Annotated in this window: 19 protein-coding genes; 14 read left to right on the forward strand and 5 right to left on the reverse strand. The window is 65.4% G+C overall.

Going from position 1 to position 26,224, the window contains the following annotated elements; translation table 11 throughout:
- The first annotated feature begins 132 nt into the window (after positions 1-132).
- From CR152_RS13340 to CR152_RS13360, 5 genes are all read left to right on the forward strand, one after another.
- Complete coding sequence (locus CR152_RS13340) at positions 133-1,962, forward strand: type I secretion system permease/ATPase (RefSeq protein ID WP_099875340.1); 1,830 nt, start codon at positions 133-135, stop codon at positions 1,960-1,962.
- A gap of 3 nt (positions 1,963-1,965) precedes the next feature.
- Positions 1,966-3,333, forward strand: coding sequence for an HlyD family type I secretion periplasmic adaptor subunit (locus CR152_RS13345; protein ID WP_307718575.1), 1,368 nt, complete (start codon positions 1,966-1,968; stop codon positions 3,331-3,333).
- Positions 3,334-4,677 carry a TolC family outer membrane protein gene (locus tag CR152_RS13350; protein ID WP_099875342.1) on the forward strand — a complete coding sequence of 448 codons (1,344 nt, stop codon included), beginning with the start codon at positions 3,334-3,336 and terminating at the stop codon, positions 4,675-4,677.
- 62 nt (positions 4,678-4,739) lie between these two features.
- Positions 4,740-4,946, forward strand: a complete 207-nt coding sequence (locus CR152_RS13355) for a DUF6447 family protein (RefSeq protein WP_099875343.1) — start codon at positions 4,740-4,742, stop codon at positions 4,944-4,946.
- 155 nt (positions 4,947-5,101) lie between these two features.
- Positions 5,102-6,523, forward strand: coding sequence for a mannose-1-phosphate guanylyltransferase/mannose-6-phosphate isomerase (locus CR152_RS13360; RefSeq protein ID WP_099875344.1), 1,422 nt, complete (start codon positions 5,102-5,104; stop codon positions 6,521-6,523).
- 31 nt (positions 6,524-6,554) lie between these two features.
- Here the strand turns inward: CR152_RS13360 and CR152_RS13365 are convergent, their stop codons facing one another.
- Positions 6,555-7,499 carry a sulfurtransferase gene (locus CR152_RS13365; RefSeq protein ID WP_099875345.1) on the reverse strand — a complete coding sequence of 315 codons (945 nt, stop codon included), beginning with the start codon at positions 7,497-7,499 and terminating at the stop codon, positions 6,555-6,557.
- A 192-nt stretch (positions 7,500-7,691) separates the two neighbouring features.
- Here CR152_RS13365 and dnaE point away from each other — a divergent pair, with 192 nt between their 5' ends.
- Positions 7,692-11,243, forward strand: a complete 3,552-nt coding sequence (gene dnaE / locus CR152_RS13370) for a DNA polymerase III subunit alpha (protein WP_099875346.1) — start codon at positions 7,692-7,694, stop codon at positions 11,241-11,243.
- 136 nt (positions 11,244-11,379) lie between these two features.
- Here the strand turns inward: dnaE and CR152_RS13375 are convergent, their stop codons facing one another.
- The 4 genes from CR152_RS13375 to CR152_RS13390 all read right to left on the reverse strand — a co-directional run bounded on the left by CR152_RS13375 (position 11,380) and on the right by CR152_RS13390 (position 15,503).
- Positions 11,380-12,483, reverse strand: a complete 1,104-nt coding sequence (locus tag CR152_RS13375) for a glycosyltransferase family 2 protein (protein WP_099875347.1) — start codon at positions 12,481-12,483, stop codon at positions 11,380-11,382.
- Between the two features lie 11 nt (positions 12,484-12,494).
- Entirely contained in the window at positions 12,495-13,310 is an 816-nt protein-coding gene (locus CR152_RS13380; RefSeq protein WP_099875348.1) for a glycosyltransferase family 2 protein, read from the reverse strand.
- A 115-nt stretch (positions 13,311-13,425) separates the two neighbouring features.
- Positions 13,426-14,238, reverse strand: coding sequence for a glycosyltransferase family 2 protein (locus tag CR152_RS13385; protein WP_099875349.1), 813 nt, complete (start codon positions 14,236-14,238; stop codon positions 13,426-13,428).
- Between the two features lie 2 nt (positions 14,239-14,240).
- Complete coding sequence (locus CR152_RS13390) at positions 14,241-15,503, reverse strand: O-antigen ligase family protein (RefSeq protein WP_157778472.1); 1,263 nt, start codon at positions 15,501-15,503, stop codon at positions 14,241-14,243.
- A 320-nt stretch (positions 15,504-15,823) separates the two neighbouring features.
- Between CR152_RS13390 and msbA the strand changes: the two genes are divergently transcribed.
- The 8 genes from msbA to CR152_RS13430 all read left to right on the forward strand — a co-directional run bounded on the left by msbA (position 15,824) and on the right by CR152_RS13430 (position 26,139).
- Positions 15,824-17,554: a lipid A export permease/ATP-binding protein MsbA gene (gene msbA / locus CR152_RS13395; protein WP_099875351.1), complete on the forward strand. Its 1,731-nt coding sequence runs from the start codon at positions 15,824-15,826 to the stop codon at positions 17,552-17,554.
- Complete coding sequence (gene waaF / locus CR152_RS13400; RefSeq protein WP_229413378.1) at positions 17,551-18,567, forward strand: lipopolysaccharide heptosyltransferase II; 1,017 nt, start codon at positions 17,551-17,553, stop codon at positions 18,565-18,567. Before msbA ends, waaF begins: the two co-directional genes overlap by 4 nt.
- A 62-nt stretch (positions 18,568-18,629) precedes the next feature.
- Positions 18,630-20,348: an NAD(P)H-dependent oxidoreductase subunit E gene (locus tag CR152_RS13405; RefSeq protein ID WP_099875352.1), complete on the forward strand. Its 1,719-nt coding sequence runs from the start codon at positions 18,630-18,632 to the stop codon at positions 20,346-20,348.
- Complete coding sequence (gene fdhF / locus CR152_RS13410) at positions 20,345-23,164, forward strand: formate dehydrogenase subunit alpha (protein WP_099875353.1); 2,820 nt, start codon at positions 20,345-20,347, stop codon at positions 23,162-23,164. Before CR152_RS13405 ends, fdhF begins: the two co-directional genes overlap by 4 nt.
- A complete protein-coding gene (locus tag CR152_RS13415; protein WP_099875354.1) occupies positions 23,161-23,982 on the forward strand; it encodes a formate dehydrogenase accessory sulfurtransferase FdhD in 822 nt (273 codons plus the stop codon). The genes fdhF and CR152_RS13415 overlap by 4 nt, the downstream gene beginning before the upstream one ends.
- Positions 23,982-24,689 carry an ABC transporter permease gene (locus tag CR152_RS13420; RefSeq protein ID WP_099875355.1) on the forward strand — a complete coding sequence of 236 codons (708 nt, stop codon included), beginning with the start codon at positions 23,982-23,984 and terminating at the stop codon, positions 24,687-24,689. Before CR152_RS13415 ends, CR152_RS13420 begins: the two co-directional genes overlap by 1 nt.
- Positions 24,686-25,339 carry an ABC transporter ATP-binding protein gene (locus CR152_RS13425; protein ID WP_099875356.1) on the forward strand — a complete coding sequence of 218 codons (654 nt, stop codon included), beginning with the start codon at positions 24,686-24,688 and terminating at the stop codon, positions 25,337-25,339. The genes CR152_RS13420 and CR152_RS13425 overlap by 4 nt, the downstream gene beginning before the upstream one ends.
- Positions 25,336-26,139, forward strand: a complete 804-nt coding sequence (locus tag CR152_RS13430; protein ID WP_099875357.1) for an ABC transporter substrate-binding protein — start codon at positions 25,336-25,338, stop codon at positions 26,137-26,139. The genes CR152_RS13425 and CR152_RS13430 overlap by 4 nt, the downstream gene beginning before the upstream one ends.
- Positions 26,140-26,224 lie beyond the last annotated feature (85 nt).

Raw genomic sequence — 26,224 nt, forward strand, 5'->3', positions numbered from 1 at the left:
TTTTTTTGACATCCTGTCGCCCGGTTCCCTGTTGTTCGCCTCACCGGCCCCGTGCAGCCCGCATCAGGATCGGGAAGCAGCCGCTGTCCGCTCTGTCCCTCGTGAATTACTAATGAATTGTGCTGGTCTCAAATGAAAAAACTTCTCGATAAAAAGAACGAAATTGGGCAAGCGCTGCTCACGTTCAAGAGCACCTTCTATACCGTTGGCGTCTTCAGCGCCATCACCAACCTGCTGATGCTGGTGCCGTCCCTGTACATGCTGCAGGTGTACGACCGCGTGCTGGCCAGCCAGAACGAAATTACCCTGCTCATGCTGACCCTGCTGATGCTGGGCGCCTACGTGCTCATGAGCGCGCTGGAACTGATGCGCAGCCTGATCCTGGTGCGGGTCGGCGCCGCCTTCGACATGCAGATGAACAAGCGCGTGTACACGGCCGCGTTTGAAAAGAATCTGAAAAAAGCCGGCGGCAATGCCGGCCAGGCCTTGAGCGACCTGACCAATATCCGCCAGTTCCTGACCGGTAACGCCCTGTTCGCCTTCTTCGACGCGCCATGGTTCCCGATCTACCTGATCGTGATCTTCTTCTTCCAGCCGATACTCGGCTGGTTCGCGCTGGGCGGCACCGCCATCCTGGTGATCCTGGCCGTGGTCAACGAACGCGTGTCGCACAAGCCGCTGGCCGAAGCGAGCACCACCTCCATCATGGCCGGCAACATGGCCACGAATAATCTGCGCAATGCCGAAGTCATCGAAGCGATGGGCATGCTGCCGAACCTGCAGGCACGCTGGTACAAGCTGCACAGCAAGTTCCTGGAATTGCAGGCCGAAGCGAGCCAGAAGGCCGGTACCGTCGGCGCCATCACCAAGTTTGTCCAGGTGTCGCTGCAATCGCTGATCCTCGGCCTGGGCGCCTTGCTGGTTATCGAAGGCAAGCTGACCCCGGGCATGATGATCGCCGCCTCGATCCTGGTCGGCCGCGCCATGCAGCCGGTACAGCAAGTGATCGGCGTGTGGAAATCGTTTGCCGGCGTGCGCAGTTCGTATGAACGCCTGGAAACGCTGCTGGAAGAGAACGAAGAGCGTAAAGAAAACATGAGCCTGCCTAAGCCAACCGGCCACCTGCAGATCGATAACATTACCGCCGGCCCGCCGGGCGCCGCCACGCCAGTGCTGAAAAGCGTCAGTTTCGGCGTCGAGCCAGGCGATGTGCTGGCCGTGATCGGCCCCAGCGGATCGGGCAAGTCGACCCTGGCGCGCCTCCTGGTCGGCGTCTGGCCGGCCGTGATCGGCAAGGTACGCCTGGACGGTGCGGATATCTATCAGTGGAACAAGGATGAGCTGGGCCCGCACATGGGTTACCTGCCGCAGGATATCGAACTGTTCGGCGGTACCGTGAGCGAAAACATTGCCCGTTTCGGCAACATCGAACCGGAGCAGGTCGTGCTGGCCGCCCAGCGTGCCGGCGTGCATGAAATGATCCTCAAGATGTCGTCCGGCTACGACACCGTGCTCGGCGACGGCGGTGCCGGCCTGTCCGGCGGCCAGAAGCAGCGCCTTGGCCTGGCGCGCGCCATGTACGGCGACCCGTCGCTGCTGGTGCTCGACGAGCCGAACTCGAACCTGGACGAAGTGGGCGAGCAAGCCCTGATGATGGCCGTGCAGGAACTGCGCCAGCGCGGCAAGACCATCGTGCTGATCACGCACCGTCCGGCCGCCATCAACGCCTCGACCAAGATGCTGGTCTTGCGCGACGGCGCCGTGCAAATGTTCGGCCCGACCAACCAGGTCATGCAGGCGATCCACGAAGCCAACAAGAAAATTATTGAAGCGCAGCAAGCAGCGGCCCGCCAGCAGCAGGCACAACAAGGCGGCGCGCCGGGCCAGCCACCGCAGCCAGGCCAGCCGGCCCAGCCTCAGCTCAACGCTGGCAGCCCTGCGGTATCTACGGAAAAGGAATAAGCCATGACTATGAAAATCCTGAGCAGGACCAGAAACGCCACCGACGTGGTGGCACACGACGTGGTGCCGTTTAATGCCGACAGCGTCGACTCGCGCAAGTATGCCCGTTTCGGCTGGATCATCGTGGTGGTGGGAGTGGTCGGCTTCATCCTGTGGGCCTCGCTGGCCCCGCTCGACCGCGGCGTTCCGCTGTCGGGCACGGTAGCGACCGAAACCAGCCGCAAGGCGGTGCAGCATCCGGCCGGCGGCCTGGTCCAGGATATCCTGGTCAAGGATGGCGATGTGGTCAAGGCGGGCCAGGTACTGGTGCGCATGAACCCGACCGTGGCCCGTTCGTCGGCCGAGATCACCCGTTCCCAGTATTTCGGCTCCCTGGCGGCGGAAGCGCGCCTGCAGGCCGAGCGCGACGGCAAGGGCCAGCCGGTCTTTCCCAAGGAATTGACGGAGGCCAAGAGCGACTCGCGCGCCATCGAAGCCATGGAATCGCAGAAGCAGCTGCTGGCCTCGCGCCAGTCGGCCCTGAAAAACGAACTCGCCGCAATGGACGAGAACGCCGCCGGCCTGAAATCCCAGGTCAAGGGCTTGCAGGAAGGATTGGCCAGCAAGAAAAGCCAGGCCGTCATCATCAAGGAACAGCTCGACGGCATGCGCGAGCTGGCCAAGGATGGCTATGTGCCGCGCTCGCGCCTGCTGGAAATGGAACGCACCTACATGTCGCTGCAAGGCACGATTTCCGAGGATATCGGCAATATCGGCCGCGCCCAGACCCAGGTGATGGAAATTTCGCTGCGCCGCATCCAGCGCACCCAGGAATACCAGAAGGAAGTGACCGCCCAGCTGGCCGACGTGCAAAAGGAAAGCAGTTCCCTGGCCAGCCGCATCGTGGCCCAGGACTTTGAACTGGCCAGCACCGAAGTGACGGCGCCGGTCGACGGCACCGTGGTCGGCCTGCAAATCTTCACCAACGGCGGCGTGGTCGGTCCCGGCGCGCACATGATGAATATCGTGCCGAGCTCGGACGCCATGGTGGTCGAGGGCCAGCTGGCGGTCAACCTGATCGACAAGGTCCGTGTCGGCCTGCCGGTCGAGTTCATTTTCTCGGCCTTTAACACCAACAAGACTCCGCACATTCCCGGCATCGTGACGCAAGTCTCGGCCGACCGCACGGTGGAAGAACGCACCGGCATGCCTTACTACAAGATCAAGGCCCGGGTGACCCCGGAAGGCGCCAAGCTGATTGCCCAGAACAAACTCGACATCCAGTCGGGCATGCCTGCGGAAATGTTCATCAAGACCGGTGAACGCACCATGATGAATTACCTGTTCAAGCCGATCTTCGATCGCGCCGAGACAGCGTTGTCGGAGGATTAAATGACGTTTCACCTGATTGCCTTACGCCAGAGCCGGCGCCTGAAAACGGTGGCCGCCGCCGCCGCCATGCTGCTTGCCAGCAGCGGCGCCAGCGCCATCAATCTGCAGCAAGCCTACCAGCAGGCGCTGCAGAACGATCCGACTTACCGCGCCGCTTTCTATGAAAACCAGAGCGGCAAGGAAAATGCGATCCTGGGCCGTGCCGGCCTGCTGCCGAACGTGCAAGCCAATTACAACGCGAGCAAGAACCGCGCCGATATCCAGACGCCGACCTCGGTGACCGAGCCGGAATACATCAGCCGGGTGTCCACCATCCAGCTGCGCCAGGCCCTGTTCAACGTGGACGCCTATGCGCGCTTCAAGCAGGGCAAGGCCCAGGCAATGCTGAGCGACCAGATGTTCAGCGTGCGCGGCCAGGAATTGCTGCTGCGCGTGATCGGCGCCTATTTCGACGCCTTGTTCACCGATGAGCAGGTCGCCCTGATCCAGGCCCAGCGCGACGCCTACATGGAGCAGAGCGCCGTCAACGAGCGCCTGCTCAAGCACGGCGAAGGCACCCGCACCGACGTGCTCGAAGTGCAGGCGCGCCTGGAACTGGCCGAAGCCCAGCTGATCGAAGCGAAGGATAACCAGGCCACCGCCAGGAATGCCTTGAGCGGCATGGTCGGCGGCGACATCGGCACCCTGGTCGGCCTGAACGACACCTTCCGCATGCTGCCGCTGGCGCCGACCGGCGTGGAAGAGTGGAAGGCGCTGGCGCTCAAGCAAAATCCCGAGCTGGCAGCCCAGACCCTCGCGCTCGAAGTGGCCAAGCAGGAAATCCTCAAGGCCCGCGCCGGCCATGCGCCGCGCCTCGATTTTGTGGCTTCCTACAGCAAGAACACGTCCGAAACGATCAATACCTACAACCAGGAATCGACCGTGCGCGCGATCGGCATCCAGCTCAACGTGCCGCTGTATGCGGGCGGTGCGGTCAACGCCACGTCGCGCCAGGCCGTCGCCGGCCTGGAACGCGCCCGCGCCGACCTGCAGGCCAAGACCGACAAGGCCCTGATCGAAGTGAGCAAGCAGTTCAGCGCGGTGCAAAGCGGCACCGCCAAGGTCAACGCGCTCAACCGCGCGGTGGAGTCGAGCAATCTGCTGATCAAGGCGACCGAACAAAGCATCAAGGGCGGCGTGCGCATCAACCTCGATCTGCTCAACGCCCAGCAGCAATTGTTTACCGCCAAGCGCGACCTGGCCCAGGCCCGCTACGGCTACCTGCTGGCCTCGCTGCGCCTGCGCGCCGCGGCCGGCACCCTGGGCAGTGACGACGTCAACCGCCTGGCATCGTACTTCCGCTGACCTAACCCGCAACCCCCTGCCGGCGGCCACGTGGCGCCGGCTTTTTTATCATAAGAGGAATCATGAGCAATAACGAACTTGAAATCAGCACCGGCGGCGTCAGCTATAAAGTGTCCGAACTGTCCCAGGAAGCGCAACAGCAAGTTGCCAACCTGCGCTTCGTGGAATCCGAAATGGCGCGCCTGAACGCCCAGCTGGCCATCTACGAAACCGCACGCGGCACCTACAAGAGTGTGCTGAAAGATTTGTTGCCGAAAACCGCGCAATAAGACCAACCGGACCGTGCCGATGGCGCCGCCCTGGCGCCGCCGGCACGGTGCTGCGATTCCTCCGGTGCATCCAATGATGTAGAATGCGCAACGTTATTTGCGTTGACACATCAATCGCCGGATGATCCGGCATGCATGCACTAAAGGAACCGCAGTTGAAACTCATCCCTACCATTTTATGCGGCGGTGCCGGCTCGCGCCTGTGGCCCGTTTCGCGCGAACTCCATCCCAAGCCCTTCATCCGTCTCGCTGACGGCCACAGCCTGCTGCAAAAAGCCTGGCTGCGCGGCGCCGCCCTGCCCGAGGTGGCCGAGGTGCTGACCGTCACCAACCGCGAACTGTTTTTCAAGACCGAAGACGATTACCGCGCCGTCGCCGGCGGCCACCAGGGCCTGGCCAACAGCTACATCCTGGAACCGTTCGGCCGCAACACCGCCCCGGCGATCGCCGCCGCCGCCCTGCACGTGGCCGCCACGCATGGCCCCGACGCCCTGTTGCTGGTGCTGGCCGCCGACCATTTGATTTCCGACCAGGCCGCCTTTGCCGCCGCCGTGGCGCAAGCCATTCCGCTGGCCCAGTCCGGCCGCCTGGTGACCTTCGGCATCGAACCCCATGCGCCCGAGACCGGTTTCGGCTACATCGAGGCGCAGGGCAACACAGTGTTGCGCTTCGTCGAAAAGCCGAGCCTGGAAAAAGCCCGCGAGTATCTTGCCACCGGCCGTTACCTGTGGAATTCGGGCATGTTCTGCTTCAGCGCCGGCAGCATGATCGCCGAGATGGAATTGCACTGCCCGCAGATCCTGGCCGCCACCCGCGCCTGCCTGGCCGCCTCGCGCAGCGCGACCGGCAAGAACTTTACCCAGTGCGAACTGGACGCGGCCGCCTTCGAGCAGGTCGCCGACGATTCGATCGATTACGCGGTGATGGAAAAATCGGCCAGGGTGTCGGTGGTGCCGTGCAATATCGGCTGGAGCGACATCGGTTCCTGGAATGCGCTGGGCGAGCTGATCGCCCCGGACGCGGACGGCAACCGCATCGATGGCGACGTACGCCTGCACGATGTGAATGACTGCTTTATCCAGAGCAATGAGCGCCTGGTGGGCGCGGTCGGCGTGTCCAACCTGATCATCGTCGACACGCCGGACGCGCTGCTGGTGGCCGACCGCAGCCGCGTGCAGGACGTCAAGCATCTGTACGTGAGCCTCAAATCCGAAGGGCACGACGTGCACAAGCTGCACCGCACCGTGCACCGTCCGTGGGGTACCTACACCGTGCTGGAAGACAGCACCCGCTTCAAGATCAAGCGCATCGAAGTCAAGCCGGGCGCGAGCCTGAGCCTGCAGATGCACCACCACCGCAGCGAGCACTGGATCGTGGTCAGCGGCATGGCCAAGGTCGTTAACGGGGATCGCGAACTGTTCGTGTCCACCAACGAGTCGACCTATATTCCGGCCGGCCACAAGCACCGCCTGGAAAATCCGGGCGTGCTCGACCTGGTGATGATTGAAGTGCAGAGCGGCGATTACCTGGGCGAGGACGATATCGTCCGCTTCCAGGATAACTACGGCCGCGTTTGACGGGGAGGGTGGGCGGCCAGCCCACCCTGATTTACGCTGCGCCGGCGTTGCTGTCGGGGCAGCTGTCCGCAGCGGCCGGCGTGCGGTCGCGCTCGGGATGGCACCGCGGGCACGATTTTTCGTACACGTACAGCGGCGAGAGCTGGTCGCGCGGCGTCACCACCGCGCGGCAGGCGAAGCACTGCACGGTCGTCACGGTCGCTTCCAGCTGCGGATTGAGCGCGGTGCGGTAGTCGAACACGAAGCAGTCGCCCTTGTAGTGGGCGCCGCCGACTTCCTCGAAATACTTCAGAATGCCGCCATCGAGCTGGTACACGCTTTCGTAGCCGATATTTTTCATGTGGATCGCCGCCTTTTCGCAGCGGATGCCGCCGGTGCAGAAGGTCACCACGGTCTTGCCTTCGAGCTCTTCGCGGTGCTGCGCCACGACCTCGGGAAACTCGCTGAACTTGTCGATCCGGTAGTCCAGGGTATTCTCGAAGGTACCCACATCGACCTCGAAGGCATTGCGCGTTTCCATCATCACCACCGGACGGCCATCGTCGTCCACGCCCTCGTCGAGCCAGCGCTTGAGCGTGGCGGGACGAACGAAGGGTGCGCGGCCTTTTTCCGGCTGGATCAGCGGCATGCGCATGGTGATGATCTCTTTCTTGATCTTCACCAACATGCGCTTGTGCGACTGTTCCTCGGAATAGCTTTCCTTGACCTCGATATCGGCAAAGCGCGCATCCTGGCGTACCCAGGCCAGATACTCGTCGATGTGCAAGCGCGGACCGGACAGGAACATATTGATGCCTTCCGGCGTCAGCAGGATCGTGCCCTTCAGTGCCAGGCGCTGGCAGATGTCCTGGTACAGGGGACGCATTTCCTCAATGTTGTCGAAAGTGACAAATTTGTAGGCGGCGATATTGACGTGAGCGGCAGCTGCGGCGATGGCGGCATGCGCTTCAGCTTGTAAAGCAGTATTAGCTTGCATGGGGGCGAAGGATCGGTGAAGGATCGGAAAACGGGAAAGCCGATATTATAGAACAATGTCCACGTTGGCATCAGGGACATCCGGCCGGGCCGGGGTTGAGGCGGCGGGACCACCTGCCGGCGGCACGAGGTTTTGTCCGGCACGGCGCCAGCGCGGTAAAATAGCACTCTTTGCACAGCAGGCGAAACACACATGAGTACCGATGTCATCGAAGCCGGGAGCACCACGCTCGCCGCGCCAGCCAAGCCGGCCGCACCGGCTTTCGTTCACCTGCGTGTGCACTCCGAATACTCCATCGTCGACGGCCTGGTGCGCATCGACGACGTCGTCGCCGCCGCCGCCAGGGACAAGCAGCCGGCGCTGGCCATCACCGACCTGGCCAACCTGTTCGGCATGGTCAAGTTCTACAAATCGGCGCGCGGCAAGGGCATCAAGCCGGTCATCGGCGTGGACGCCTGGATCAGCAACGACGACAACCGCGACAAGCCTTCGCGCCTGCTGCTGCTGGCCAAAAACCGCATGGGCTACCTGCAGCTGTGCGAACTGCTGTCCAAGGCCTGGCTGACCAACCAGCACAAGGGGCGTGCCGAAATCCATCCCGACTGGCTCGATGCGCTGGCAACGAGCGAATCGTCCCTGTCCCCGGGCGAAAACCAGGCCAATGGCCTCATCGTGCTCTCGGGCGCCCATTTCGGCGACGTCGGCACCGCCATCGAAAACGGCAACCTGGCGCTGGCCGAACGCTGCGCCCAGCGCTGGGCCTCGGTCTTCCCCGGCCACTTCTACATCGAAGTGCAGCGCGCCGGCCAGCCCAACCAGGAAGCCCAGGTGCGCCACGCCGTCGCGCTGGCGGCCAAACTGGGCTTGCCGGTGGTCGCCACCCATCCGATCCAGTTCCTCTCGGCCGGAGAATTCATCGCCCACGAAGCGCGCACCTGCATCGCCGAAGGCGAAATGCTGGCCAACGCCAAGCGCGTCAAGCGCTTCAACGAAGAGATGCGCTTCAAGTCGCAGGCCGAGATGGCTGAGCTGTTCGCCGACATGCCGGCCGCGCTGGCCAACTCGGTCGAAATCGCCAAGCGCTGCAACGTCGTGCTCACCCTGGGCAAGCCGCAGCTGCCGAATTTCCCGACCCCGCCGGGCATGAGCATCGATGAATTCCTGGTCGCCGAATCCCAGGCCGGCCTGGAACAGCGCCTGCTGCACCTGTATCCGGACCCGGTCAAGCGCGAGGCCGCGCGCCCGCGCTACGACGCGCGCTTGAAATTCGAGACCGATACCATCTGCAACATGAAGTTCCCCGGCTACTTCCTGATCGTGGCCGAATTCATCAAGTGGGCCAAGGAAAACGGCGTGCCGGTCGGTCCGGGCCGCGGTTCGGGCGCCGGTTCCCTGGTCGCGTATTCGCTCTTGATCACCGACCTCGATCCCTTGCAATACAACCTGCTGTTCGAACGCTTCCTGAATCCCGAACGCGTCTCGATGCCCGACTTCGACATCGACTTTTGCCAGGAAGGGCGCGACCGCGTCATCCAGCACGTGAAGGATTTGTACGGCAAGGAAGCGGTCTCGCAGATCGCCACCTTCGGTACCATGGCGGCCAAGGGCGCGATCCGCGACGTCGGCCGCGTGCTCGATTTCGGCTACAACTTCTGCGACGGCATCTCCAAGCTGATCCCGTTCAAGCCGGGCAAACCGGTGACGATTGCCGACGCCATCGAAGAAGAACCGATGCTCAAGGAGCGCCTGGAGAACGAGGACGAGGTCAAGCAGCTGCTGGCGCTGGCGCAGCAGGTCGAAGGCATCGCCCGTAACATCGGCATGCACGCCGGCGGGGTGCTGATCGCCCCCGGAAAACTGACTGATTTCTGCCCGCTCTACACCCAGGGCGGCGACTCGGGCGTGGTCTCGCAGTACGACAAGGATGACGTGGAGGCCGTGGGCCTGGTCAAGTTCGACTTCTTGGGTCTGACCACGCTCACCATTCTCGACCGCGCGGTGCGCTACATCAAGCAGCTCGACCCGGCCAACGCCGACTTCGCGTTAGAGAAGCTGCCGCTCAACGACAAGGCTTCCTATGAGCTGCTGACCAAGGCCAAGACGGTCGCGGTATTCCAGCTCGAGTCGCGCGGCATGCAGGGCATGCTCAAAGACGCGCGGCCCGACCGCTTCGAGGACATCATCGCGCTCGTCGCGCTGTACCGTCCGGGCCCGATGGACCTGATTCCCGACTTCTGCAAGCGCAAGCACGGCGAACGTTTCGATTATCCCGACCCGCGCACCGAATCCATTTTGTCCGAAACCTACGGCATCATGGTGTATCAGGAGCAGGTCATGCAGATGGCGCAGATCGTCGGCGGCTATTCGCTCGGCGGCGCCGACATGCTGCGCCGCGCGATGGGTAAAAAGAAGGCCGAAGAAATGGCCGAGCACCGCGAGATCTTCCGCGCCGGCGCCGCCAAGGATGGCCTGACGGCCGAAAAGGCCGACGAAATTTTCGATTTGATGGAAAAGTTCGCGGGCTACGGCTTTAACAAGTCGCATGCCGCCGCCTACGCGCTGCTGTCCTACCACACAGCTTACCTCAAGGCGCACCACACCGCCGCCTTCATGGCGGCCAACTTGTCGCTGGCGATGGACGACACCGACAAGATCAAGATCCTGGTCGAGGATTCGCTCGACGTGTGCGGCCTGACCCTCCTGCCGCCCGATATCAACCATTCCGACTACCGCTTCATGCCGGAAGGCCCGCCGCCGTCGGTCACGGGCAAGCGCGTCACCAATATCCGCTACGGCCTGGGCGCGGTCAAGGGTTCGGGCCAGTCGGCGATCGAAGCGATCATCGCCGCGCGCACCAGCGGTGGACCGTTCACCGACCTGTTCGACTTTTGCAAACGCGTCGACCGCAAGCAGATTAACCGCCGCACCATCGAGTCCCTGATCCGCAGCGGCGCCTTTGACTGCTTCAAGGTCGACCGCGCGATTCTGCTGGCGTCGGTCCCCTTTGCGGTCGAAGTGGCCGACCAGGCCTCGGCCTCGGTCAACCAGGTCAGCCTGTTCGGCGGCGACGACAGCGACCTGGTGGCGCCGCCCGAGTACGTGAAGGCGACGCCGTGGACCGACCGCCAGAAGCTGTCCGAAGAAAAAATCGCGCTCGGCTTCTATTTGTCGGGCCACATGTTCGATTCGTTCGCGACCGAGGCGCGCCGCTTTGCGCGCACCAAGCTGACCGACCTGGAACCGTCGCGCGAGCCGCGCATGATGTGCGGCGTGATCACCGGCGTGCGCACCCAGATGACCCAGCGCGGCAAGATCCTGATCGTCTCGCTCGACGACAAGAGCGGCACGGTCGAAGTGACGGTCTACAGCGAAGTGGTCGAGTCGAACAAGAACATCTTCAAGGAAGATGAATTCCTGGCGGTGGTGGGCAAGGTATCGGAAGACCGCTTCAACGGCGGCCTGCGCATCACGGCCGAGAAGGTGTTCGATCTGACGTCCGCGCGCGTGCATTACGGGCGCCAGCTCGGGCTGTATTTGCCGACCCGGGTGGCGTCGTCGAAGATCGCCGAAGTGCTGCAGCCGCACCGCGCCATGACGGGCTTGCCGGTGGCAATGCGGGTCAAGCCGCAGGGGGTCGACTGCACCCTGCAGTTCGGGGACGACTGGCGCGTGGCGCCATCGGACGCCTTGACCCTGGCGCTGGAGCAGGTCCTCGGCGCGCGCGAAGTCGCGGTCGAATACTAGCGCACCGTCGTTCCCGCGCAGGCGGGAACCCAAGTTCGTCGAGTCGCCGCAAAGCTATGGTACGAACTTGGATTCCCGCCTGCGCGGGAAGTCGTTTCTGCCGATGGCAAGAACGACGGTGTCTGAGCTGACGCGATCAGAACCCGGCCGCCAGCTTCCGGTTCCTGCGCAAGCGCTTCCACACCTTGATCTTGCGGCTGGCCGTCTGCCGGAAGCGAAACACAAAACTGCCGGCCAGCGCGCGTTCCACCTGCCGGATCGTGCGCGCATCGTGACTGCGGTCGTACGACACCGTCTCAACTCCGCGCGCCGCTTCCAGCATGCTGGCGCAATCGCCATACAAACTCTCGACAAAGATCGGCTTGATGCGCGCGCGCACGCGGCGTCCGTCGGCGCGCGGCAGTTCATACGAATCCTTGACCACGCCGATATAAAAATACGCGGCCGCGATATCGAAGTGCGTCTTCACCGACTCGTCCACACCGCGCTGGTCCAGATGCTTGCGCGCCACCGACAGCGCGGCCGCCAGGTCCATGCACCACTTCTCCGAAATGAGCTTGGTGATGCTGGCCGCATGCTGGCGGTAGTCGATGATCGCATGCGGCACATACACCATGCTGGCGCACTGGCTGAGCAAGCGCGGCAGGGTCGACATGTCCTCGAACACGCGGCCGGGCGGAAAAACCGGTGCGTCCAGCTGCTGGTAAATGGCGCGCCTGAAGATATTGGCCCACACGTACATCTGGCGGTCGGCAAAGAAGGTATTCAAGATGGTGGCCTGGTCGCTCAGCAGGCCAGGCGGATAGCGCATGCCGACCCGGTGCGACTTCGCTTCCTGGTCCGGATACCACATCCGGAAATCGCAGGCGATGACGTCCGGATGATGTTCTGCGATGGCCTGTTCGAGTGCCGCCAGCGAGCCTGCCAGCAGGCGGTCGTCGCTGTCGACAAAGACAATGTATTCCCCGCGCGCGGCGGCAAGGCCGTGATTGCGCGCCACCGCGATGCCCTGGTTGTCCTGCGCCAGCACCTGCGCGGCGATGTCGGGACGCGTGGCCAGCAGCGCGCGGATGCGCGCCAGCGTGGCGTCGCTGGAGCCGTCATCGATGACGATCAGTTCATGGGCGCTGCCCATCTGGTCCAGCACCGAATCGAGGCACGGCCCGATGTAGTGCTGCACATTGTAGGCGGGGACGATGATGCTCAGCAGCGGCTGCGGCGCCGGGGCGTGCGTGGCCATAAGCGTTCGTGCTAGCGCGCCAGCCCGACCGGCGCGCGAATGATCTTGTTGACCTGGCTCTCGTGTACCAGCCGGTCGTGATGGTCCGACTGGTCGCGTTCGCGCTCCTTGTGCCACAGGTGGAACACTTCGGTCGCGAAAGCGCCATCCTTGCGCCGCACGCCCGCATTAAACAGGCGCACCACGAAATCGGCATCCTCGTGGCCCCAGCCGCAGAACGATTCGTCGAAGCCGTTCACGCGCTCGATATCGCTGCGCCAGGCGCTCAGGTTGCAGCCTTTGATGCGGCGCATCGTAAAGCCGCTGCGTACGCGTCCGAGGTCGGGCAGGCGGATCGCCAGCTGCAGGATCTTCTGGATGTTCCCGGCGCGCCAGGCACGCCACCATACGTCCAGGCCCATTTCGTGCAGGTCGCGCTGCTCGGCCAGGGTGGCGCGGGTGAAGTCGGGACACAGCAGCACGCGGCTGCCGGTGATCATGCAGCCCGGCTGCGCCAGGCGCCGGTGGCTCGCCACGAAATCCTTGCGCGGCACGCAGTCGCCATCGAGGAACACCACATAATCGCCCCGTGCGGCGAGCACGCCCTGGTTGCGCGCGCGCGCCAGGCGAAAACCGTCGTCCGGCTGCCACACGTGGACCAGGCGCCTGTGCGTGCCGGCCGCGATCCGCTCGATGCAGTGGCGCGTGGCCTCGGTCGAACCGTCGTCGGTGACGATAATTTCATAATCGTCATCTTGCTGCGCCAGGCAGGCGCGCAGCACCGCTTCCAGCGCATCCGGCCGGTTGTAGGTGCTGACGATCAGTGAAATGGTGGTAGGGCGTGGCACGATGATTTCCCGGTGAAGCGATGTTCACTGCCAGCGGCAGCAAGTGGTACATACGTATTATACGTGCCCGTCACGGCTAGTCCAGCGTATTGCGCGCCGCGCCGGCGATCCGTGGTCAGGCCAGCCCGCGCGTGGCGCGCACGGTGCGTTCGTCGGCGCGCCGGCGCACCAGCGCGCGGTTGCTCGACGCTTCGTCGCGCGCGTTTTCGCGGTGCCAGAGATGAAACACTTCCGTGGCAAAAGCGCCATCCTTGCGCTTGATCCCGGCGTTAAACAGGCGCACCACGAAGTCGGCATCCTCGTGTCCCCAGCCCTCGAAGCTCTCGTCGAAGCCGTTGACCGCCTCGATATCGGCGCGCCAGGCAGCCATGTTGCAGCCCTTGATGCGGCGCCAGGTAAAGCGCTTCTGCACCCGGCCCAGGTCCGGCAGTTTGAACAGCAGCTGCAGCACCTTGTTGATATGGCCACGCGCGCGCAGCGCCAGCTTCTCGCCCAGCCCGAGCGCGTGCAGGTCGCGCCGGTCGGCCAGCACGCGCTGCGTGAACGCCTCGTCGAGCAGGATGCGGCTGCCGGTGACCATGAAGCCCGGCTGCGCCAGCATGCGGTGGCGCGCAATGAAATCGTGCTGCGGAATGCAGTCGCCATCGAGCAGCAGGATGTACTCGCCGCGCGAGGCCAGGATGCCCTGGTTGCGCGCCATCGCCAGGCGAAAACCCTGGTCCGGCTGCCACGCGTGGCGCAGCGGTACGGGGGCGCGCTGTTGCAGGCGCGCGACGCAGTCCCGGGTCGGATCGCCCGAGCCATCGTCGGCGATGATGATCTCGAAGTGGCGGTCGCTCTGCGCGAAGCAGGCCTCGACCACCGCTTCGAGCGCGTCCGGCCGGTTGTAGGTGGCGATGATGACGGAAATGAGCGCGTCCTGCTGCATGGTCAGGTTCCTGTGGCCGGGGCCTGGACCGGCTGGCGGGAAAAGCGCGCGCTCGCATACAGGGAGCCGGCCAGCAGCAGGAACCAGTACGCTTCCGTCACATCCCATAACAGGCTGTTGAACGAGGAGCTGACCACGTAGATCGCCCACAGCAGCACCAGCGCATCGGCGTGGAAGGAGCGCACGGCCAGGGCCGGGCGCAGGAGGCTGCCCAGCATGGCGAAATACAGCAGCAGGCCGGGCAGGCCAAGCTGCGCCGCGATCAGCAAAAATTCGCTGTGCGGCTGGTGGCGCGTTTCGGCCAGTTTGTCCTCCGGCCAGTCCTGGCGCGCGGTCGGCGCATACACTTCGGCGAACGAGCCGGTTCCCAGCCCCGCCAGCGGATGGGCCACGATGATGCCGGTGCCGGCCCTCAGGTAACTCATGCGCAGGCCGTTGGGCGAGCGTTTCTGGTCGGTGCGTACTTCGGTGATCAGGTCATCGGTGCGCGCCTTGAAGTTGTTCGAGCTGGCGTAGAAGCCGACGAACAGCAACACGATGGCGCCCACCCCGAAAATCGTGCGCAGCACCGTGAAGCGCACGCGCAGCAGGAACAGCACCACCATGCCCACGAACAGGGTAACGTAACCGGTGCGGCCCTGGTTCAGGAAGATGATCGGCACGCTGAACAGCACTCCGGCCACCAGGCACGCCACGCGCGCCCGCGCGCCCTGCACGTAGGTCGCGCCCAGCATGCTGACCACGGTGGCAAAACTGAGCAGGATGCCGATCGTGATGTGATTTTTGAACGAGAACGCATCCTTGGCGTCGCCGATGCGCCACCAGCCAAGCCTGGAGGTCGGCATCAGGTCGTGCCAGACCAGGTAATTCGAGGTGGCCAGCACGGTGGCGCCGCCGAGGAACGCGGCCAGCGCGCGGGCCGGCATGGCGCGGTCGCGCACGCTGGTGGCCACGGCGATGGGCAGCACCAGCAGGCGCGCATATTTTTTCAGCGCCGAGACGATGTCGGCCTGCGGCCCGATCGACCAGCTCGCGCCGAGTACCAGCAGCGCCAGCAAACCGAGGGCCAGCAGCGCCGGCGGCGTGCGCACGGCGGCCCGCAGCGGGGCGCTGGTGGCCAGCGCGCCGGCGAAGCACAGCACGCACAAACCGGCAAAGACATTGGTCAGCCAGGTGGAGAACGGCACACAAAACAGCGCGAGCAGGAGCAGGTACTGAACCGCGCGCTCGAGCCGGGAAATCGGAAAAGCGGGAGAATCTTGCATTGTAGCAATAGCCTTGTTAAGCGACCTGGGTCGCGCATGCCGCGCCTGGGGCGTGGCCATACCGGGGGCAAGCCCTTGCGGCGCCGGCCCCCTGAAATTTGTTCGCCATTTTACAGTACCGCCTCTGGCGGGCGGCCCGCGCGCCGGTGCGAAGGTGGCGAATCTGCGCCTTGCTTGTATTTACAGTGTCTCCGCGATGTTGTTATGGCCGCACGCGGACCGCCTGTGCGAGAATGTCGGGCCTCCGGTACCGGCCGCGTCTTATGATGGCGGCATGCCGCAACCGCACATGGCTTGTAGCCTGAACGCGAAAGAAAACGATGGAAAATAGTGTCATAGTCCGGCGCCTGCTGGCTATCGTCAAACCTTACCGCGCGCGCGCGCTGATGTCGCTGCTGGCCATGGCCGGCACCGCCGTCACCGAGCCGGCGCTCGGCTATGCGCTGCAACTGCTGATCGACAAAGGCTTCGGCCCGAACCGGGTCGAATTCAGCCTGTGGCTGGTGCCGCTGGTGCTGCTGTCGATTTTCATCGGGCGCGGCATCTTCACCTTCTCCACCGCCTACCTGAACAACTGGGTGATCAGCCGCGTGCTCAACGACCTGCGGCGCATGGTGTTCGACCGCTTGCTGCGCCTGCCCGTGGCGCGCTTTCACGAAGAATCGACCGGCAAGATCATCAACGTCGTCATCGGCGACGTGCGCCAGGTGGTCGACATGATCAACTCCGTGTTCGTCGCCTACGTGCGCGACTCGCTCGTCATCGTCGGCCTGCTGCTGATGCTGATGTGGACCAACTGGAAGCTGACCCTGATCGCCCTGGTGGTCATGCCCGTCACCGCCGGCATCGTGCGCACCACGGCCAAGCGCATGCGCCGCCTTAGCCGCGACAACCAGCGCGTGACCGCCGAGATGACCCAGGTGGTCGAGGAGGCGGCGCGCGGGCACCAGGTGATCCGCGTGTTCGCCGGCGAGCGTTACGAGCGCGAACGCTTCGAACAGCGCAGCAGCGCGCTGCTCGGCTTCTCGCAGCGCATCACGGTCGCCAGTGCCGCCACCGTGCCGATCACCCAGAGCGCCACCGCGCTGGCGGTGTCGGTGGTGATCGTCATCGCCATGTCATCCGGGATGACGCAGGGAGAATTCATCAGCTTCATTACCATGATGCTGATGCTGCTCGCGCCCCTGAAGTCCCTGGTGGGCGTGAACGGCCCGCTGCAGCGCGGCATGGCCGCCGCCGAAACGGTATTCGCCATGATCGACACCCCGGTCGAAGCCGATCCGGGCAAGGTCGTCATCGAGCGCGCGCGCGGGCACCTGCAGCTTCACAACGTGCAGTTCCGCTACACCGACAACAACCCGCTGGCGCTTAACGGTGTCACGCTCGACGTGCTGCCGGGGCAGACCGTGGCCCTGGTGGGCATGTCGGGTGGCGGCAAATCGACGTTCGTGAACCTGGTCACGCGCTTTTATTCGCCGCAAGGCGGGCGCATTCTGCTCGACGGCGTGCCGTATGAAGACATCACCCTGCAAAGCCTGCGCGCGCAGCTGGCCATGGTCAGCCAGAACGTGGTGCTGTTCGACGACACCCTGGGCGCCAACATTGCCTACGGCGCCGAACGGGTCGACCCGGCGCGACTGGCCGCGGCCATCAAGGCGGCCCACCTGGACGACGTCGTCGCGGCCCTGCCGGAAGGCGTCAATACCCCGATCGGTGAAAACGGCATGCGCCTGTCGGGCGGCCAGCGCCAGCGCGTGGCCATTGCGCGCGCCATCTACAAGGACGCGCCGATCCTGATCCTGGACGAAGCCACTTCCGCCCTCGACAACGAATCGGAACGCGCGGTACAGGGCGCGCTCGACACCCTGATGGCCGGGCGCACCACGCTGGTCATCGCGCACCGCCTCTCGACCATCGAACGCGCCGACCGCATCGTGGTGCTCGACCAGGGACGGATTGTCGAAGCGGGCCGCCACGACGAGCTGCTGGCGCTGGACGGCATGTACGCCAACCTGTACCGCCTGCAGTTCGCCAACAAGGTGGAAGCATGAGCATTGGCCGCACCCTGATCATTTCGCCGAACTGGATCGGCGACGCGGTCATGGCCCAGCCGCTGCTGCAGCTGCTCAAGCAGCAGCATCCGGCGCGCCCGATCGACGTGCTGGCGCCGCCCTCGGTCGCGCCGGCCTGGCGCGCCATGGTGGAAGTCGACAGCGTGCTTGAAACTCCGTTCCGCCATGGCGCGCTGCAGCTGGGCGAGCGCTGGCGCTACGCCAAGGTGCTGCGCGCGCGCGGCTACGTCGACGCCTACGTGCTGCCCAATACGATCAAGTACGCGCTGATCCCGTGGCTGGCCGGGATTGCGCGCCGGGTCGGCTACAAGGGCGAAATGCGTTACGGGCTGCTCAACGTCGTGCATCACGACGACAAGCCGAAACGTCCGATGGTGCCGTTTTACGCCGCCCTGGCCGGCGCGCCGGGCGCCGCGCTGCGGGCCGACGTGCCGCGGCCGGCGATGCGTGTCAGCCAGGAGCAGATTCTTGAAGTGCGCGCGCGCCACGGCATGGGCGGAGCGGGGCGGCTGGTGGTGTTTGCCCCTGGCGCCGAATTCGGCGCCGCCAAGCGCTGGCCGGCGCGCCACTTCGCCGCGCTGGCGCAATCGGTGCGCGAACAGGATCCGTCCGCGCACATCGCTTTGCTCGGCTCCCCCAAGGACCGCGAGGCCTGCGCCGAAATCACGGCCCTGACCGGAACCGACGGCGTCCACAACGTGGCCGGCGCCACTTCGCTGGCTGAAGCCATTGCGCTCATTGCCGGCGCGGCCGCGGTGGTGGCCAACGATTCCGGGCTGCTGCACATTGCCTCGGCGCTGAACCGGCCGGTGATTGCGCTGTACGGCCCGACCGATCCGGACCACGCGCCGCCGTTTTCCGACATCGCGCGCTCGATCTCGCTGCGGCTGGCCTGTTCGCCCTGCCGCCAGCGCGAATGCCCACTGGGCCACCACGACTGCATGGAAAAGCTCGAACCCGCCATGGTCTGGCATGAGCTGCGCCAAATGTGAATCCGTGACCGCGCCGTGGGAGTAAAATCATGGCGCGATGCTGTTTTTGACAAGGTTAATTGATGAACCATCCCGTCATTCCGATCATGGCCCAGGGCAGCACCCGCCAGCGCAAGCGCCAGGCGCCCAAGGGCCGCCGCGTCGATCCGCAGGCGCTGCTGGAAGTGCAGGCATTGCTGGGCGCGCAATCGCGCCAGCGCGACCTGCTCATCGAGCATCTGCATAAAATCCAGGATGCCTTCGGCTGCCTGTCGCACGCCCATCTGGCGGCGCTGGCGCAGGAAATGAAGCTGGCCCAGACCGAGGTCTACGAGGTCGCCACCTTCTACCACCACTTCGATGTCGTGCGCGAAGGCGTCATGCGCGAAGGCGATAGCGCGCCGCCGGCGTTGACGGTGCGCGTGTGCGACGGCCTGTCGTGCGAGATGGCCGGCGCGCGCGACCTGATCGAGCGCCTGCCCGCCATCCTGGGCGCTGACGTGCGCGTGCTCGCCGCGCCCTGCGTCGGCCGCTGCGAACAAGCCCCGGCAGCCGTGGTCGGCCAGCACCCGCTGGCCCACGCCAGCTGCCATACGGTGGCGGCCGCCGTGGCGCACGGCCACACCAGGCACGCGCCCACCGGCTACATCGACTACGACAGCTACCGCGCCGCCGGCGGCTACGTCCTGGCGCGCGCATGCCACGACGGCCGGCGCGATGCCGAAGCGCTCATCACGACCATGGAAACATCGAGCCTGCGCGGCCTTGGCGGCGCCGGCTTCCCGACCGGGCGCAAATGGCGCATCGTGCGTAACGAGCCCGGTCCGCGCCTGATGGCGATCAATATCGACGAGGGCGAGCCGGGCACCTTCAAGGACCGCTACTACCTCGAACGCGACCCTCACCGCTTCCTCGAAGGCGCGCTGGTGGCAGCCTGGGTGGCCGGCGTCAATACCATCTATATCTACCTGCGCGACGAATACCATGGCTGCCGCGCCATGCTGGAAACCGAACTGGCGCGCCTGCGCGCCGATCCGCCGTTCCAGTCCATGCCCGAGTTGATCCTGCGCCGCGGTGCCGGCGCCTACATCTGCGGCGAAGAATCGGCGATGATCGAATCGATCGAGGGCAAACGCGGCATGCCGCGCCTGCGCCCCCCGTACGTGGCCCAGGTCGGCCTGTTCGGGCTGCCCACCCTGCAGCACAACTTCGAGACCCTGCACTGGGTGCGCGCCATCGTCGAGCAGGGCGCCGACTGGTTCAGCGCCCAGGGACGCCACGGCCGCAAGGGATTGCGTTCGTTTTCGGTCTCGGGCAGGGTACGCGAACCGGGTGTCAAGCTGGCCCCGGCCGGCATCACCGTGCAGGAACTGATTGATGAATACTGCGGCGGCATGGCGCCGGGCCACCAGTTTTACGGCTACTTGCCGGGCGGCGCATCGGGCGGCATCCTGCCCGCCGCGCTCAATGCGATCCCGCTCGACTTCGATACCTTGCAGCCGTACGGCTGCTTCATCGGTTCGGCCGCCGTGGTGGTGCTGTCGGACCAGGATTCGGCGGTGGCGGCCGCGCGCAACACGCTGCGCTTCTTCAAGGACGAATCGTGCGGGCAGTGCACGCCGTGCCGCGTGGGCACCGCCAAGGCGCTGGCGCTGATCGAACAACCGCAATGGGACACGCCGCTGCTGGCCGAGTTGTCGCAAGTGATGCGCGACGCCTCGATTTGCGGCCTTGGGCAGGCCGCGCCGAATCCGTTCGACTGCGTCGTCAAATACTTTTCACATGAACTGGTGAAGCCATGAATGCGATCAGCAGGACCAGGCAGGCCGCCTTGCAGGGCGCGCCCGTGGAGCTGGAAATCAACGGCCGACCGGTACGCGCCTTTGCCCACGAAACCCTGATCGAGGTGGCCGCGCGCGAAGGCATCGAGATCCCGCGCCTGTGCTACAAACCGGGCATGGACACGGCCGGGAACTGCCGCGCGTGCATGGTGGAGATCGACGGCGAACGGGTACTGGCGCCGTCCTGCTGCCGCCATCCGGCCGCCGGCATGAAGGTCAGCACGGACAGTGCGCGCGCCGTGGCCGCGCAAAAGATGGTGCTCGAACTGCTGCAGTCCGATATGCCCGAACAGGCCTACACGCGCCACAATGAAGTCGATTTCTGGGCGCGCAAGCTCGCCCTCGGCCAGCCGCGCTTTGCCGCGCGCAGCCAGCCGGCACGCGACGCCTCGCACGCCGCCATTACCGTCAATCTCGACGCCTGCATCCAGTGCACGCGCTGCGTGCGCGCCTGCCGCGACGAGCAGGTCAACGACGTGATCGGCCTGGCCTTACGCGGCGACCACGTCAAGATTGTGTTCGACATGGACGACCCGATGGGCGACTCCACCTGCGTCGGCTGCGGCGAATGCGTGCAGGCCTGCCCGACCGGCGCCCTGATGCCGGCGCGCGACGCCGCCCTGGCCGTACCGGACAAACAGGTCGATTCGGTCTGCCCGTACTGCGGCGTGGGCTGCCAGCTGACTTACAACATCAAGGACAACAAGATCCTGTTCGTGGAGGGGCGCGATGGCCCGGCCAACCGCGAACGCCTGTGCGTCAAGGGCCGTTATGGCTTCGATTATGCGCACCATCCGCACCGCCTGACGGTGCCGCTGATCCGCCGCGCCGACGCGCCCAAAAGCGGCGAATTCACCATGGATCCGGCGCGCGTGCTCGACGTGTTCCGCGAGGCCACCTGGGAAGAAGCGCTCGATGCGGCCGGCGGGGCGCTGGCGCGCATCCGCGACACCCATGGCAAGCGCGCGCTGGCCGGCTTCGGTTCGGCCAAGGGCAGCAACGAAGAAGCCTACCTGTTCCAGAAGCTGGTACGTACCGGATTCGGCAGCAACAACGTCGACCACTGTACGCGTCTCTGCCACGCATCGTCGGTGGCGGCCCTGCTGGAGGGCATCGGCTCGGGCGCGGTATCGAACCCGGTGATGGACGTGACCCTGGCCGAGGTGGTGATCGTCATCGGCGCCAACCCGACCGTCAACCATCCGGTGGCGGCGACCTGGATCAAGAACGCCATCAAGAACGGCACCAAACTGGTGGTGTGCGATCCGCGCCGCTCCGACCTGGCGCGCAGCGCGCACCGCTACCTGCAATTCAAGCCCGATACCGACGTGGCCTTGCTCAACGCGATGATGAACGTGATCGTCGCCGAAGGCCTGGTCGACCAGGACTTCATCGCCAGCCGCACCATCGGCTACGCGGAGCTGGAACAGAACGTGGCCGGTTACAGCCCCGAGCTAATGGCGCCGATCTGCGGCGTCGACGCCGACACCATCCGCTACGTGGCGCGCCTGTACGCCACCTCGAAGGCGTCGATGATCTTGTGGGGCATGGGCATTTCGCAGCATATCCACGGCACCGACAATGCGCGTTGCCTGATTGCGCTGGCGCTGATGACCGGCCAGATCGGCCGCCCGGGTACCGGCCTGCATCCGCTACGCGGCCAGAACAATGTGCAGGGCGCGTCCGACGCGGGGCTGATCCCGATGATGTTCCCCGACTACCAGCGGGTCGACAACCCGCTGGCGCTGGCGAAGTTCGAGCGGGCCTGGGGCATGCCGCTCGACTCCACGCCCGGCCTGACGGTGGTCGAGATCATGCACGCCATCCCGCGCGGCGAAATCCGCGGCATGTACATCATGGGCGAAAACCCCGCCATGTCCGATCCCGACGCCAACCACGCCCGCGCTTCGCTGGCCGCGCTCGATCACCTGGTGGTGCAGGATATTTTCCTCACCGAGACCGCCTACCTGGCCGACGTGATCCTGCCGGCCAGCGCCTTTCCCGAAAAGACGGGCAGCTTCACCAACACCGACCGCCTGGTGCAGATCGGGCGCCAGGCCATCGATCCGCCGGGCCAGGCGCGGCAGGATCTGTGGATTATCCAGCAGATGGCCGCGCGCCTGGGCCTGGACTGGCAGTACGGCCATGTGTCGGAGGTGTTCGACGAAATGCGCCGCATCATGCCGAGCATCGGCGGCATTACCTGGGACAGGCTGGAACGCGAGCACGCGGTCACCTATCCGTGCACGAAGGAGGGCGACCCGGGCCAGCCGGTGGTCTTCACCGAGCAGTTCCCGCGCGAGTCCGGCCGCGCGCGTTTCGTGCCGGCCGATATCATTCCCGCCGACGAGCGCCCCGACGCCGAGTATCCGATGGTGCTCATCACCGGCCGCCAGCTCGAACACTGGCATACCGGCAGCATGACGCGCCGCACGGCGGTGCTGGACGCGATCGAACCCGATCCGGTGGCGCTGGTCCACCCGCTCGACCTGGCGGCGCTGGGCGGCAAACCGGGCGACGTGGTGACCATCGCTTCGCGCCGCGGCGAAGTGGCCCTGTATGCGCGCGCCGACGACAGTTCGCCGCGCGGTGCGATTTTTGTGCCGTTCTGCTATTACGAAGCGGCCATCAACCGCCTGACCAACGCCGCGCTCGACCCGTTCGGCAAGATCCCCGAGTTCAAATACTGCGCCATCCGCGTGGCGCTCGGCGGCGTGGTGGAGCAGCAGGGCAGCTTTGGCGGCGGCCAGGTGCTGGCGGGGATGAGCATCACATGACAATGCCGCAGCTGAGCGACGCCCGCGCTGCCCTGACCCACGAGGTCGAGGTGCTCGATGAACGCGGCCGCCGTTCGACCATTTTCATCCCGGCCGAACGGCCGCTGACGGTGTATGTGGACAAGCGCGAGCTGGTCACGCTGATGACCCTGGGCGGCGCGCCGGAAGCGCTCACACTGGGCTACCTGCGCAACCAGCGCCTGGTGAAGTCGATCGCCGACATCGTCTCTGTGCAGGTCGACTGGTCGGTCGATGCGGTGGCGGTGGTCACGCGCGGAGGCATCGCCGATGTCGAAGCGCGCACCTCGAAGAAGGTGGTCACCACCGGTTGCGGCCAGGGCTCGGTATTCGGCGGCCTGATGGACGATATCGACCAGATCGTGCTGCCACCGGATGCGCGCATCGCGCAGTCCACCGTGTACCGCATCGTCGACACCATCCGCACGCAGCAATCGATCTACAAGCAGGCCGGTTCGGTGCACGGCTGCGCGCTGTTTTCGAACGCGGGCGAGCTGCTCTATTTCGTGGAGGACGTGGGCCGCCACAACGCGGTCGACGCCATCGCCGGGCGCATGTGGCTCGACGGCGTGGCCGGTAGCGACAAGGTGTTCTACACGACCGGCCGGCTGACGTCGGAGATGGTCATCAAGGGCGCGCAGATGGGCATTCCTTTCCTGCTGTCGCGCTCCGGCACCACCCAGATGGGCCATATGGTCGCCGGCAGGATCGGCATGGCCCTGCTGGCGCGCTGCACCGGCAAGCACTTCCTGCTGCTGACCGGCCACGCTCGTCTCGACTTCGAGCCGCTGCCGCCCTGATGTTGCTGCCCGAGGCCACGCACGCCGCATTCGCGCTGCTGCTGTCGGGCGACGCCGCGCTGTGGGGCATCGTCTGGATATCGCTCAAGACCAGCGTGCTTGGCCTGCTGCTGGCGGCGCCGCCGGCGGTACTGCTCGGCTATGCGATTGCCAGCTACCGCTTCCCGGGCCGCCGCATCGCCATCTGGCTGGTGCAGGCCACCTTGTCGCTGCCCACGGTCCTGATTGGCCTGCTGCTGTATTTGCTGCTGTCGCGCCACGGCCCGTGGGGTTCGCTGCACTGGCTGTTTTCGCAGCCGGGCATTGTGCTCGGCCAGTGCATCATCGCCACGCCGGTGCTGGTGGCTTTCACACTGGCGGCGGTGCAGGCGCTCGACCCGCGCTACGCCGACACCGCGATTGCCCTGGGCGCGTCGCGCTGGCGCACCATGCTCACGGTGCTGCACGAGGTGCGCTTCGGCGTCATGGCGGCGGTGATCAGCGGCTTCGGGCGCGTGATTTCGGAAGTCGGCTGCGCGCTCATGGTCGGCGGGAATATCGCCGGCGAAACGCGCACCATCACCACCGCCATCGCGCTCGAAACGAGCAAGGGCGAGTTCGCACAGGGTATCGCGCTGGGCATCGTGCTGGTGGTGCTGGCGCTTGCCATGAACGGCGCACTGATGCTGCTGCAGGGCGACACGCGCAGCGCGGGAGCCGGCGCATGAGTGCCTTGCTGCGTATCGCCCGGCTGCGCAAGGCGCACGGCACGCGCGTGCTGTTCGAGCTTGACGATGTGGTGCTCGACGCGGCGCGCGCCTATGTGCTCACCGGGATCAACGGCGCCGGCAAGAGCAGCCTGCTGCGCGTGCTGGCCGGACTGGAACCCGGCGAGGCGTCCGGCGTAACGTGGCAAGGGCAGCCGCTGGCCTTGTCGCCGTATCCGCCGCTGCTGCGCGAGGCAATCGTGTATGTGCACCAGCATCCGGTGATGTTCTCGACCAGCGTGGCGGCCAACATCGGCTACGGCCTGCGGGCGCGCGGCGTTGGAAAAGTGCAGGCGGCGCAGGCGGTTGCGCAGGCCATGGCATGGGCCGGCGTCGAACATCTGCAGGGCAGCGATCCGGCCCGCCTGTCGGGCGGCGAGGTGCAGCGCGTGGCGCTGGCGCGCGCCTGGGTGCTGCGGCCCGCGCTGCTGCTGCTCGACGAACCGACCGCCAACCTCGATGGCGCCGCGCGCGAGCAGGTGATCGCGCTCATCCCGGCGCTGGTGTCTCTTGGTGCCACGGTGGTGATGGCCTGCCACGACCGTGACCTGATCGGCATGCCCGGCGTGCAGCGCCTTAAACTACGTGATGGAAAGCTCGAATACAAATGATCAGATACACCGCATTGGCCCTCTGGCTCTGCATCGCCTCCCCGCTGGCCCTGGCCGCCGACCAGGTCCTGCGCTTGTCCACGACCACCAGTACAGATAATTCCGGCCTGCTGGCCTGGCTGCTGCCGCCGTTCGAGGCCAAGACAGGCCTGAAGGTGCACGTGATTGCCGTCGGCAGCGGCAAGGCGCTGGAGCTGGCGAAGAATGGCGATGTCGACGTCACCCTGGTGCACGCACGCGCAGCCGAGGATCGCTTCGTGGCCGACGGCCATGGCGTCGGCCGGCGCGACGTGATGTATAACGATTTTCTGCTGGCTTGCCCGCCGTCGGACCGGGCGGGGATCAAAGGCGGGTCAGATATCATCGCCGCCCTGCGCAAGCTGGCGGCCAGCGACGTGCGCTTCGTCTCGCGCGGCGACAATTCCGGCACCGACCAGATGGAAAAGAGTTACTGGAAGGTTGCCGGCGTGCTGCCGCCGCCGGCGCGCTACCTGTCAGCCGGCCTGGGCATGGGCGAAGTGCTGACCATGGCGGCCGAGCTGCAAGCCTGCACCCTGACCGACCGCGCCACCTTCGCCACCTACAAGGACAAAACCGGGCTGGCGATCCTGGTGCAGGGCGACCCCAGGATGTTCAATCCTTACGGGATCATCGCCGTCAATCCGGCGCGCCATCCTGGCGTCAACGAGCGCGGCGCGCGCCTGCTGATCGATTGGATCACGTCCGCCGAAGGGCAGGCCAGGATTGCCGGTTTCAGGCCGGGCGGCCAGCAGCTGTTTTTTCCGTCGGCGCAACGGTAGCGCAAGGATGTACCGGAAGGGCGTAAGATAGCGGCCTTGCGCGCGGCCAAGGGGCGGCAAGCAAGCCAGCGGCAAGGAGAAAGAC

The sequence above is a fragment of the Massilia violaceinigra genome, from assembly GCF_002752675.1.
Classification (GTDB): Bacteria; Pseudomonadota; Gammaproteobacteria; order Burkholderiales; family Burkholderiaceae_D; genus Telluria_A; species Telluria_A violaceinigra.